Origin of the sequence: Bradyrhizobium daqingense, assembly GCF_021044685.1 — a bacterium.
Lineage (GTDB): Bacteria > Pseudomonadota > Alphaproteobacteria > Rhizobiales > Xanthobacteraceae > Bradyrhizobium > Bradyrhizobium daqingense.
Map to the genome: position 1 here is coordinate 742,851 of NZ_CP088014.1, position 12,714 is coordinate 755,564.

Here is a 12,714-nt window from a genome sequence, read left to right on the forward strand (position 1 = left end):
TGAACCTCTCCGGTTTCCGCCGCGACTTCTCGTCTGAGGCCGCGCGCCGACGGCGCCGCAGCCTGCCAATGCGCAGGGCATGACGACCCGCGCGACATCCGGGAGTTTCGACGATGCCGATGATCCGGCGCGGGGCGCAAGTCCCGGCAAGATGGCTGCTGCTCGCCTGCGGCATTCTCGCAATGGTGAGCGCCTCGCGTCCGGCCAGCGCGGCGGACGACGGCATCGTCGACGTCCATATGTTGCCGCGGCTCGACGGCGCAGTGGAGGACACTTCGCGTCCCGACAAATATCGCGTGATCTACACCGTTCCGACGGCCGTACCAGCCGCGTCGGACGCCGCCAGGAAGCTGCTGAGCGCCGAGGGCTGGGTGCCCTATGTGTATCCGCTGGACGAGAAGAGCAACACGCTGAATTTCAAGAAGGGGCGGCAGGGCCTGCGCGTCTCCTTCACGCAGGCGCGCGGGCGTCCCGACCAATCCGCCGTCTCCTACACGCCGAGCCGGATCTATTCCAACGTGCCGTTCCCGGACGGCGCGACCAATCTCGTATTCGACGAGACCCGGCCCTATCTCGGCTGCATCGCGCACGGCGCACTCGATGCGACCACGGTGTTCTTTGCGAAGGAGATGGCGGCGATGGGGTGGCGCAAGCTCAACCCCGAGGCGGCATCGCGCTGGCCGAACGCCGTTCTCGGCGAGACCGTCCCGAGCGGCATGCGCGTCTTCTACGATCATCCCGGCGGCGACACGACGCAGTTCTACAAGCAGAAGCCGGTGATGCTGACCTTGATGCGCCGCGACGACGGCCGCACCCATGTCGAGATCCGGGTGGCGCCGTTCGCGCTGCCGGCGGAGCTCGAGGCCGACGACGACATGGCCGGCCTGCCGCGGCCCAAGCCGACCAAATCCGCGCGAGGGCTCGGCAGCGCGAGCTCCAACAAGCGCGAGATGTCGGCCGCTGCGATGGCCGAGCTGCCCGCGGTGCTCGCCTTCTATCATCGCGAGCTCGCCGCGCGCGGCTGGCAGGAGGACGGCAACGCGCCGCTCGCACCCGGCGACGAGGTCGCGCTCAGGATCTCCTCGGCGGAGGAGACCGGCGTGCTGCGGCTCGGCCGCAAGTATGATTTCACCATGATCAGCCTGACGGCGCAGGTGAAGGAATCCGCGCTCGCGGCCCGTGCCAAGGCGAAGAAGGAAGCCGATGCGAGGTTCCTCAGCGATGCCTTGGGTACGGCTCAGCAGCTCATCGCCGCCGATGAGGTCAGGCGCAAAGCGCAGGCCGCCGCTCTGTCGGATGCGCCGCTCACTGAGCTCGCCGACGGCAAGACGCCGCTGCCGCTGCCCGAAAGCGCCGAAGACGTGACATTCGAGGGCGGCGATGGCCGGCTGGAATTCTCCTCGGTGTCGAGCGTGAAGGCGCTCAGCAGCTTCTATCGCACGGCGCTGAAGAGCGCAGGCTGGAAGGAGCAACCCTCCGTCATCAACCAGCGCAACATGGCGGTGATGGCGTTCTCCAAGAGCGGCAAGTCGATCTCGATGACCGTGATGCAGATGGGCCCGAAGGTGAATGTCCGCGCCGACGGGTCGGGCCTGGTGACGGAAGCGGCCAAGCCTGCGGCCGGCGAGGAGGCGGAGGTGCAGGCCAAGTCGTCCGAGCCGCTCCAGCCGGATACCGAATCCCAATTGCCCGTGCCGACGCAGCGTTCGTCGAAATCCTTCGCCAGCACCAAGATCCCCGGCGGTGAGGCGCCGCTCCGCCGCGAGCTGACGGCCAGCATTCCGGCGCCGCTGCCTGACGTCCTCGCCTTCTACCGTGCCGAGCTGTCCAAGCTCGGCTGGCAGGAGAAGACCGAAGGTGCAGCGATTTCCGCAGAACGCGCGCAGATCGACTTCACCTCGCCGCAAGGTCCGGCCGTGCTCAAGCTCGGCCGCGCCAAGGGCGAGACCACGGTCAGTCTGGCGCAGAGGAATGCGGATGTCGCGGCCAAGGCCGACATCATGCCGAAGGCGGGACAGGCAAGGGTCATGCTAGGAAACATGGGCGCCGCCGAAGCCTCGCTGACGATCAACAAGCAGACGGTGAAGATCGCCGCCGGCGCCGGTGGCCCGCAGTCCGGAAAAGGCCCGATGCTCGACCTGCCGCCCGGCAAGCACCAATACGCGCTACGCGTGCCGGGGCGCCCGGCCCAAACGGAGACCCTGACCGTCGCCGCGGGCGAGGCCTGGGGCCTCTTGGTGGGCCCGAGCGGAGACGTGCTGCCGCTTCAGATGTATTGAGGTGGATCGTCATGGCCGGGCTCGTCCCGGCCATTAACGTTCTGCGGTCCGCACAACGACGCGGATGCCAAGCCCGGGCATGACAGCATCTGTGTAGCGCTGCGGAACACCCGTTCCGGCCGCAAAATGCACGCCTTCTCGCGAGCGGAAACCGCCCTCGAATCGAGCATTTCGCAAGCCTTGGAATCGGCCTGCAAAAGCCTTGAAAACTCGTTGAAAAACCCTATCTGCTCAAAGGGTTGCCAGAGGATACTTTGCGCTAGGCGCAGGCGGTCTTTCGTGGCACAAATGGCTCACAAATCAGCGCCTTTTGCGCCGCTGATTCGGGCGACATCTCGAAGGCCTCTCATGACAGAACCTGCTCGGCAGACACCTGCCGAAAACGAGCCCTCCAACGCGAGCGATTACGGCGCGGAATCGATCCGCGTGCTCAAGGGTCTCGACGCCGTCCGCAAGCGTCCGGGCATGTATATCGGCGACACCGACGACGGCTCGGGCCTGCACCACATGGTCTACGAGGTCGTCGACAACGCGATCGACGAGGCGCTGGCGGGCCACGCCACGCGCGTCGACGTCATCCTCAACGCAGACAATTCCGTCACGGTGCGCGACGACGGCCGCGGCATTCCCGTGGACATCCACAAGGGCGAAGGCATCTCGGCAGCCGAGGTCATCATGACCCAGCTCCATGCCGGCGGTAAGTTCGACCAGAACTCCTACAAGGTCTCCGGCGGCCTGCATGGCGTCGGCGTCTCCGTCGTCAACGCGCTCTCCAGCAAGCTCGGCCTGCGGATCTGGCGCGACGACAAGGAGCACTATATCGAGTTCGCCCATGGCGATGCCGTGGCACCGCTGAAAGTGATCGGCGATGCGCCGGGCAAGCGCGGCACCGAGGTCACGTTCCTGGCCTCGACCGAGACCTTCAAGAACATCGAATATGATTTCGCCACGCTCGAGCATCGCCTGCGCGAGCTCGCCTTCCTCAATTCCGGCGTCAACATCGCCCTCTCCGACATGCGCCACGCGGTCGAGAAGCGCGAGGAGATGCACTATTCCGGCGGCGTCGAGGAGTTCGTCAAATATCTCGACCGCAACAAGAAGGCCCTGGTGCCGACGCCGATCATGGTGCGCTCGGAAGCCAACGGCATCGGCGTCGAGGCCGCGTTGTGGTGGAACGACAGCTACCACGAGAACGTGCTGTGCTTCACCAACAACATCCCGCAGCGGGACGGCGGCACCCATCTGGCCGGTTTCCGCGGCGCGCTGACACGCCAGGTCAACGGCTATGCCGAGGCCAACGCCAAGAAAGAAAAGATCGCGCTCACCGGAGATGATTGCCGCGAAGGTCTCACCGCGGTTCTCTCGGTGAAGGTGCCGGACCCGAAATTCTCGTCGCAGACCAAGGACAAGCTGGTGTCCTCGGAGGTGCGCCCCGTGGTCGAGAACGTCCTCAACGAGGCGCTGCAGGCCTGGTTCGAGGAGCATCCGTCCGAGGCCAAGATGATCGTCGGCAAGGTGATCCAGGCCGCCGCCGCCCGCGAAGCCGCGCGAAAGGCGCGCGAGCTGACGCGCAAGAGCCCGCTCTCGGTGTCCTCGCTGCCCGGCAAGCTCGCCGACTGCCAGGAGAAGGATCCCGCGAAGTCGGAACTCTTCATCGTCGAGGGTGACTCGGCAGGCGGCAGCGCCAAGCAGGGCCGCAACCGCGAATTCCAGGCCGTCTTGCCGCTGCGCGGCAAGATCCTGAACGTCGAACGCGTCCGCCCCGACAAGATGCTCTCCTCCGAGCAGATCGGCACGCTGATCACCGCGCTCGGCACCGGCATCAGCGACGACTTCTCGGTCGAGAAGCTGCGCTATCACAAGATCATCGTGATGACGGACGCCGACGTCGACGGCGCCCATATCCGCACGCTGCTGCTCACCTTCTTCTACCGGCAGATGCGCGACATCATTGACGGTGGCTATCTCTATATCGCTCAGCCGCCGCTCTATAAGGTCTCACGCGGCAAGTCCGAGCAGTATCTGAAGGACGAGCGCGCGCTGGAGGACTATCTGATCGACGCCGGCCTCGACGACTGCGTGTTCATTCCCGGCACCGGCGGCGACCGCACCGGCCGCGATCTGCGCGCCCTGGTCGACGACGCCCGGGTGGTCCGCAGCATCCTGCGAAATCTGCACAGCCGCTATAACCGAAAAGTGGTCGAGCAGGCCGCCATTACCGGCGTGCTGAACAAGTCGGTCTACGGCAACCCCGAGAACGCCGCAGCCGCAGCGCAGTACATTGCGACCAGGCTCGACAGCCAGGCCGAGGAAGTCGAGCGTGGCTGGGTCGGACAATTCTTAGAAGGCCAGGGCTTCGTGTTCGAGCGCACCGTGCGCGGCGTCAAGGAAGCCGCCATGATCGACGACGCGCTGCTCGGCTCGGCCGAGGCCCGCAAGCTCGACGAGTACACGCCGAAACTCCAGGACGTCTACGCCCGTTCCGGCAAGCTGCGGCGCAAGGACTCCGAGCACGTGGTGCACGGCCCGGTCGACCTGTTCGAGGCGGTCACGGAGGCCGGGCGCAAGGGCATCTCGCTGCAGCGCTACAAAGGTCTCGGCGAGATGAACCCGGAGCAGCTCTGGGAAACCACGCTCGACACCGAGGCACGCTCGCTCCTGCAGGTGAAGGTCAAGGAGGTCGACGAGGCCGACGACATCTTCACCAAGCTGATGGGCGACGTGGTCGAGCCCCGCCGCGACTTCATCCAGGAACATTCGCTGAGCGCGACGATCGATATTTGAGGCGAATGGCTTCAGACGGTCGTCATGCCCGGGCTTGTCCCGCCTGCGCGGCCAAAGCCGCTTCGGCGAGGCGAAGGCCCGCGCATCCACGTTCTTCGTGCGGCGGAGCAAGACGTGGATGGCCGGGACAAGCCCGGCCATGACGCTTGCAAACACTGACCTGAACCTCACCACCCGCCATCGCGACGAAGTGGCATGAACCCATTGGCCAATTCCGGCCGGGAAGCCCTCACGCCATGATCGCCTCTGCAACGCCCAGTTCCGCCGTGCCGTCCCGCCGCCTTGGCATCATCGGCAGCATTGTCGGCGTGCTGGCGCTGATGGCGGCGGTGCTGCCGCATTGGGTGGTGCCGATCGTGTTTCCGCCGCCGCCGGCGGACAAGGTGATCGTCGACACCGGGCAGCGCATCAAGGACCGCATCGTCGCCAAGGTGAAGGGCGGGGAGTATCAGGCTCCGAAGGTGGAGAAACCCGCGGGGCGGAGCTGGAGCGAAACCGCGTCGGTCACCGCGATCTCGCTCGGCCTGCTCGCCATCCTGTTCTCGGTGCTCTCGATGATCTTCCGAGAGGAACGGCTGCTTGCCGCAGTTGCCGCCACGCTCGGCACCGGCGCCATCGCGATCGAAATCTCCTTCGTCATGATGGGGGCGCTGATCCTGATTGCGATCCTCTATGTGATCGGCAATATCATTGGGCTGTTCTAAAAGCCGCTTGCCACAAGCCCCAGACGGACGGGCGCGAGCCCTGCCCAGCACAATTGCTCCCGCGCCCAATTCTCTGTAGTTTCCGCCCGAAACAGCCCGCCCACCAACAGGACAGCGAGAACCACGTGGCGCCCATCCAATACATCGTCGAGGGCGGTCACCGGCTCTCGGGCTCGATCGAGCCGTCCGGCAACAAGAATTCGGCGCTGCCGATCATCGCGGCGGCCCTGCTCACCGAGCATCCGGTGACGCTTCAGAACGTGCCGCGGATCCGCGACACCGAGACGCTGGTCGAGCTGATCCGGTCGGTCGGTGCAGCCGCGGAATGGACTGCCCGCAACACGCTGCAGATCCACGCCAAGAGTATCCGCGCGGCCGATCTCGATCCGGAGCTGTGCGTCCGCATCCGCGCTTCGATCCTGCTCGCCGGTCCCCTGCTCGCCCGCTGCGGCGAGGTGATGCTGCCGCCGCCCGGCGGCGACGTCATCGGTCGGCGCCGGCTCGACACCCATGTGCTGGCGCTGGAACAGCTGGGCGCCAAGGTCACCGCGACCGACCGTCTCGAATTCCGCGCGCCCAAGCTCGCCGGTGCCGACGTGTTCCTGGACGAGCCCAGCGTCACCGCGACCGAGAACGCGCTGGTCGCCGCGGTCGCCGCCGACGGCGTTACATATTTGCGCAATGCGGCGTCCGAGCCTCATGTGCAGGATCTCGCCAATTTCCTGGTCGCGCTCGGTGCGAAGATCGAGGGCATCGGCACCAACACCATGATCATCCATGGCCAGGCGACGCTGGGCGGCGCGACCTATTCGATCCAGCCCGACCATATCGAGGTCGGCTCGCTGATTGGCCTTGCTGCAGTGACGCGCTCGCCGTTGCGCATCGTGCGCGCCGGCGTCGAGCATCTGCGCTCGATCCGCATGGGGTTCGAACGGCTCGGCATCGTCTGCCGCGTCGAGGGCGACGATCTCATCGTGCCCTCCAATCAGACATTGAAGATCCAGGACGATTTCGGCGGCCACGTGCCCAAGCTCGAGGACCAGCCCTGGCCGGCCTTCCCCGCCGACCTGATGTCGATCGCGATCGTCACCGCCACGCAATGCGAGGGCGTGATCCTGATGTTCGAGAAGATGTTCGAATCGCGGATGTTCTTCGTCGACAAGCTGATCGCGATGGGCGCGCGCATCGTGCTGTGCGATCCGCACCGCGCCATCATCGCCGGGCCGAGCCGGCTGCATGGCGCGACCATGACCTCGCCCGACATTCGCGCCGGCATGGCGATGCTGCTCGCCGCCGTCTGCGCCGAGGGCACCTCCACCATCAACAACGCCGACCAGATCGAGCGCGGCTATGAGCGCATCGAGGAGCGGCTGAACGCGCTTGGCGCGAAGATCAAGCGCGTGCCGGAGCGGAAGGGCTGAGGCTGCTTTCCAGCTTCTCTCCTTGAAGAAGTGGCATAGATCGCAGAGGCTCGTGCGCAGCGCAGCACGCAAGTGATGCGCTGCTGAGCCGGGGCCCATGCGACTATGCGTCACGCCCGTGGCTTCCGGGTCCCGGCTCGCGCTTCGCGCGTCCGTGACGCGAGTGGGACCATGTTTTCGTCGCGGGGCTGTGCTAAGCACCGGCCATGCTCGACACCGTCCAGCCCCGTCCGCAGCCGCAAGCCGGCGTGCCGCCAAATCATCTCGCGGCGGAATTCGCCGAGACGTTGCGCCTCGCCGTGCCGTTGATGCTGACACAGCTCGGACAGATCGCGATGATCACGACCGATCTCGCGATGATCGGCCACCTCGGCGAGAGCGCGGTGGCGGCGGCGGCTCTCGCGCATACGGTCTATTTCGTCAACTTCACCTTCGGGCTCGGATTGATGTCGGCGGTATCGCCGCTCGCCGCGCAAGCCTTTGGCGCTGGCGACCCCAAGCTCATCCGCCGCTCCTTGCGGGTCGGCCTCTGGGTCGCCCTGCTGATCTCGCTGCCGATGATGGCCTCGCCCCTCTATGGCGAACAGATCCTGCTCGCGCTGGGTCAGGTGCCGCAATCGGCCGCGCTCGCCCAGCGTTATCTCAATGGCCTCGCCTGGGGCATCGCGCCGGCGCTCGGCTTCATCGCGCTGCGCAGCATGATGAGCGCGGTGAACCGGCCGCAGGCGCCGCTCTGGATCACGGTCGCGGCGATCCCGATCAATGCCGTCCTCGTCTACGCCCTGATCCACGGCCAGTTCGGCCTGCCGAAGCTTGGCCTGCTCGGCGCGGGGCTCGGGACCACGCTGGTCAATCTCGGCACCTTCCTTGCCGCGCTCGCCATCGCCGCATGGCGGAAGCCGTTTGCGGACTATCATCCGCTGGCGCGTCTCTGGCGGATCGACTGGCCCTTGATGCGCCAGCTCATCGCGATCGGCGCGCCGATCTCGTTTTCGCTGCTTCTGGAATACGGCCTGTTCTCTTCCGCCGCGCTGCTGATGGGGCTGATCTCGACCACGGCGCTCGCAGCGCATCAGATCGCGCTTCAGGTGACCGCCGTGCTGTTCATGGTGCCGCTCGGCATCGGCATGGCGGCGACGGTGCGCGTCGGCCATGCGTTCGGGCGAGGCGACATGGTCGCGGTGAGGCGCGCGGGCCTGGTTGCAGCCGTGCTCGGCATCGCGCTCGTCTCCGCCCTGACCGTCGCGATCATTCTTGGCCGCTATGAGCTCGGGCGGCTGTTCTTCGGCCGCAGCGAGGCCAGCGCGGCAACGGTCGAGCTGACGGCGACGCTGCTGGTGGTCGGCGCGACCTTCTTCATCGGTGACGGCCTCCAGACCATCATTGGCGGCGCGCTGCGCGGAATCAACGACACCAGGATGACGCTGGTGTTCGCGGCAATCGGCTATTGGTGCGTCGCCTTCCCGACCGCCTGGCTGCTGGCCTTCCATACGGGACTGGGCGCGACCGGCGTCTGGGTGGGGTTCTCGGTCGGCACCTTCGTCTATGCCGGCCTCCTGATCTTGCGCTTCCGCATGCTGGCGCGCAGACTGATGGAATGACGAGCACGGTCCGCGAAGTCACTCCCGATGTCGATGCTGGCACGCTGCTGACCGGGGCGCAGTTCGCCGACGCCTTTCGCGTGGAGATCGGAGCCGCGACGATCAACGCCCGCGAGGCCTGCACCCGGATGGTGCTGCATGGCCCGCGCTGGATCGACGCGCTGCTCCAGCTGCGCAACATTCTGGTGACGCCGTTCGGGCTGAAGACGTCAGGCGAAAGCGCGCCGGCGCCCCACGGCATGATCGGCCTGTTTCCGGTGCTGAGTGAGACACCGGAGCGGCTGGTCGCGGGCTTCGACGATCATCATCTCGATTTCCGCATCGTGGTCGACGTGACGGGCGATGGCAGGGATCGCCAGGTCACCTCGACCACACTGGTGCGCACGCACAATCTGCTTGGCCGCACCTATCTCGCGCTGATCATGCCGTTCCACAAGCTCGTGGTCCGCAGCATGATGGGACGGATCGTGGAGCCGGCGCGATGATTCGTGCGGACCGACATTGATGAGGACGCCCGTGTTCAGCCCACCGGCCCCGGAGTCCAATTGTCCCCTGCGAGCGGACTGACTTTCACGTCGGGAATGACGCCGATATCCATGCTTGGATCGAAATGACGCATCGTCCGCTCATTGAAGTCGATGATACGGCCGGGTCTTAAGGGCCCCACGTCGTTGATCTTGACGATGACCTTCTTGCCCACGGCCTCGACGAGCGCATATTTGGGCCGCGCGCCAAATCCGACCCCACCAAATTTCCGGCGCAAACTCGTCTTGATGGCAGCCGTCCAGGCAGACGGATCATAACGCTCGCCGGAGGCCGTCTTCGGACCGCCCTCCTCCTTGCCGGGCTTGAACGGATTATACGTCGACGCTGCACCAACGATCGCTTCACCAGAGGCGGCATCGACGGCGGCACTTGAGTGGTCCCCACGCGTTTCACTTCGAGCAACGGCAACAGACAAGGCAAGCGTAACCAGGGCGCCGCAAATCGCGGCGCTCGAGCGGAATAGCATCATAAGTCCTGTGATTTTTTAGTTTGTCCGGTTCCAGAACCGCAAACATGGTCAAGCGAACGCAGCAGCGTTCATCAACTTGCACCAAGCGTTTGCGGATTCGAGCCAACCCCTGGCTACGGAACCGTTGTGAGAACCGGGGTGGTCCTCACGTCGTGTTTAGCTTGTCGCCGATTAAAACAGAGAATGCGTCAGCAACATGACCCGATGGAACCGTCGCGTGCTGCAGAGTCGCAGGCCGCCGATCAGTGTCGCGCTGCGCATACGCGCGTTGCTGTCGAAAGACGACGTGAAGACGACGCGTCCTAACTCACTCTGCCACGCGTGCGGATTTATCGGTCGAAGCCTCCGACCATTCGCCGACGACGCGATCGAGATCGCAGAGATTCTGGTGCATCTGCTCCAGCGAGAAGCCGAGCGCGAAGAAGCGTTCAGCGGTGTCAGCGGGCTGACCGAGAATCAATCCGTCATGGCGCACGGCGGCGACGGCCTCGGCGTAATGCTGGAGCGCGACGTGCACGGGATGGATCGGCGGCGCGCCGGCGCCCTCGCGCAAGGCCGCAGCGGCCGAACGCAGGAAACGCGCGATCACCGTCGAGACTTCCGTCAGCGGACCTGCGAGCCGCGTCTGCACGTCGGCCGGCAGCGGCACCACAGTGGCGCGGCCGATCATGACGACGTCGTGCCGCAGTCGTAGGATGGTTCGCAGCAACGGTCCGGTATCCGGCCCACTCGACAGGCGCGCGGCGCGCTCGCGCTCGGCCTCAGAGCCGATCGCGTTGAGATTCACCATCGCCGTGCCAATGCCGTCCTGGATCCGGTGCAGCGCGTCGTTGTCGCGGCCGCGCGTCAGACCCGCGAGCAGTTCGATGAAGGCATCCGCGATCAGCTCGAGCAGCTTTGCCGCGCTGGCGCGAATCTGTCGAACCGCGCGCGAGGGCAGCACCAGGAACGAGACGACCAGACCCGTAATGGCGCCGACCGCGACCTCGCTGACGCGATCGATCGCCGAGGTCATGGGATCGGCGTGATGCAGGGTCGGGACCAGGAGCACGATCACGGCCGTGACCGTCGCCGCGCTGAGGCTCGGATTGATCGCGGCGATGAAGGCGAGCGGCGCGACGGACAGCACCAGCAACCCCAACAAGCCGGCCTCGCTGGAATAGGGAATCAGGATCGCGATGGCGCCGCCATAGATGGCGCCACCGATGGTGCCAAGCATGTAGTCGCGCGTCGCCTTGAGCGAGCGGCCGACGCTCATCTGGGTCACGATCAGCGAGGCCAGCACCGCCCAGAGCGGCAGCAAGAGATGCAGCGCCGAGGCGATGGCATAGGCCGCGACCGCCGCCACCGTGACCCGGATCGCCAGTCCCAGCTGCGTCCTGAGCGCGCGGACCCGGTCGAACAGCTCTCTTGCGCGCCTCATACGGAATATCCCGATCGTCTCAAGTCAGGCAAAAGCATAGCTGATCCCCGCGGCTCCAAGGCCGCTTGAAAGGCGAAATCAGCCCGCCTAACGTGCCGGCCAAAACGAGGAAACACGATGGCTCAGGAAACCGCAACGCTCGCCGCCTACGTCTTCAACCTGAAATACCAGGATATTCCGGCGGAGGTGCTGGACCGCGCCAAGGTGCTGACGCTGGATTTCCTCGGCAGCGCCATCCGCGCCCGCGGCCAGGCGGAGTCCACCCCGTCGATCCTGAAGACGCTGGAAGCGCTTGCACTCGACACCAAGGGCGAGTCCACCGTGTTCGGCGACAGCAAGACCTGGACCCCGGCGGTCGCAGCCCTGCTCAACGGCGCGCTGGGACATTCGCTCGATTTCGACGACACGCATGCCGATTCCTCGCTGCATCCGAGCGCCCCGGTGGTGCCGGCTGCCTTCGCCGTCGGCGAGATGGTCGGCGCGTCCGGGCGCGACGTGCTGACGGCGATCGTTGCGGGCTATGAAGTCTGCTGCCGGCTCGGTAACGCGCTCGACCCGACCTCGCATTACGCGCGCGGCTTCCATCCCACCGCGACCGCCGGCACCTATGGCGCTGCAGCCGCCGCGGTCAAATTGTTCGGCCTCAGTGAGAAGCAGATCATCGCGGCGTTTGGCGTCTCCGGCAGCCAGGCCGCCGGCTCGCTGCAATTCCTGGTCAACGGCGCCTGGAACAAGCGTTACCAGGTCGGCGCCGCCGCGATGAACGGCGTGATCGCCGCGACGCTGGCGCGCAACGATTTCGTCGGCGCGACTGAATCGGTCGAGGGCAAGCACGGCCTGCTCGCCGGCTATACCGACGACGCGCATCCGGACAAGGCGGTCGCCGGGCTCGGCAAGACCTATGAGACGATGAAGATCGGGGTGAAGCCTTATCCGAGCTGCCGCTATACTCATGCGGCGATCGACGCGCTGATCGCGATGCGGCGGGAGCACAATCTGACGCCGGACCAGGTCAAGCGCGTCGAGATCGGCCTGCACCGCAACGGCATCACGCTGACGGGCGATGCCGCGACCAAGCGGCATCCGCGCTCGATCGTCGGCGGCCAGTTCTCGATGTTCTTCACCGGCGCGCTCGCGCTCGGTCAGGGCTCGTTCGGCTGGGACGATTACAACCGCCTTGGCGACGCCGCGATCGACGCGCTCGCGGACAAGTTCGACGTGGTGCAGGACGACCGGCTGGAAGTCGGCCGCACCCATCCCTTCGGCGCCCGTGTCAGCATCACCACGGATGACGGCGTGCATGAGCGGCTCTACGCCGATCCCTCCGGCGAGCCGAATTCGTTTCCCGACACGCAGGCGATGCAGCAGAAGTTTCTGACACTGGCCCGCCCGGTGCTGAACGCGCGCGCGGAGAAATTCGCCGATGCGATCATGACGCTGGAGCGGTTCGACCGTGTGGCGAAGGCGACGGAGCTGGGGAGGTAGAA

9 protein-coding genes are annotated in these 12,714 nt (G+C 65.9%); 7 read left to right on the plus strand and 2 right to left on the minus strand.

All coding sequences use genetic code 11. The features are described from left to right. Positions 1-113: 113 nt before the first annotated feature. The 6 genes from LPJ38_RS03400 (at position 114) to LPJ38_RS03425 (ending at position 9,274) form a co-directional block, all read left to right on the plus strand. Positions 114-2,279, plus strand: coding sequence for a hypothetical protein (locus LPJ38_RS03400; protein ID WP_145630548.1), 2,166 nt, complete (start codon positions 114-116; stop codon positions 2,277-2,279). 348 nt (positions 2,280-2,627) lie between these two features. Beyond that, the gene (gyrB, locus tag LPJ38_RS03405) at positions 2,628-5,063 is read left to right on the plus strand and encodes a DNA topoisomerase (ATP-hydrolyzing) subunit B (protein ID WP_145630547.1); all 2,436 of its coding nucleotides are present in this window, start codon (positions 2,628-2,630) and stop codon (positions 5,061-5,063) included. 236 nt (positions 5,064-5,299) lie between these two features. After that, positions 5,300-5,767, plus strand: coding sequence for a hypothetical protein (locus LPJ38_RS03410; protein WP_145630546.1), 468 nt, complete (start codon positions 5,300-5,302; stop codon positions 5,765-5,767). A 125-nt stretch (positions 5,768-5,892) separates the two neighbouring features. Continuing rightward, complete coding sequence (gene murA / locus LPJ38_RS03415) at positions 5,893-7,188, plus strand: UDP-N-acetylglucosamine 1-carboxyvinyltransferase (RefSeq protein ID WP_145630544.1); 1,296 nt, start codon at positions 5,893-5,895, stop codon at positions 7,186-7,188. A gap of 206 nt (positions 7,189-7,394) precedes the next feature. Further along, on the plus strand, positions 7,395-8,789 hold the full coding sequence (locus LPJ38_RS03420; RefSeq protein WP_145630543.1) for an MATE family efflux transporter: 1,395 nt from the start codon (positions 7,395-7,397) through the stop codon (positions 8,787-8,789). Beyond that, entirely contained in the window at positions 8,786-9,274 is a 489-nt protein-coding gene (locus LPJ38_RS03425; RefSeq protein ID WP_145630542.1) for a DUF2867 domain-containing protein, read from the plus strand. The genes LPJ38_RS03420 and LPJ38_RS03425 overlap by 4 nt, the downstream gene beginning before the upstream one ends. 35 nt (positions 9,275-9,309) lie before the next feature. On the opposite strand, the gene LPJ38_RS03430 is transcribed toward LPJ38_RS03425, so the two are convergent. Together LPJ38_RS03430 and LPJ38_RS03435 are read right to left on the minus strand one after the other, a co-directional pair. Next, positions 9,310-9,804 carry a septal ring lytic transglycosylase RlpA family protein gene (locus LPJ38_RS03430; RefSeq protein ID WP_208750514.1) on the minus strand — a complete coding sequence of 165 codons (495 nt, stop codon included), beginning with the start codon at positions 9,802-9,804 and terminating at the stop codon, positions 9,310-9,312. 307 nt (positions 9,805-10,111) lie between these two features. Further along, positions 10,112-11,227, minus strand: a complete 1,116-nt coding sequence (locus LPJ38_RS03435) for an FUSC family protein (protein WP_145630540.1) — start codon at positions 11,225-11,227, stop codon at positions 10,112-10,114. 117 nt (positions 11,228-11,344) lie between these two features. Between LPJ38_RS03435 and LPJ38_RS03440 the strand changes: the two genes are divergently transcribed. Beyond that, positions 11,345-12,712 (plus strand): MmgE/PrpD family protein, encoded by a 1,368-nt coding sequence (locus LPJ38_RS03440; RefSeq protein ID WP_145630539.1) that lies wholly within the window; start codon positions 11,345-11,347, stop codon positions 12,710-12,712. Positions 12,713-12,714: the final 2 nt, after the last annotated feature.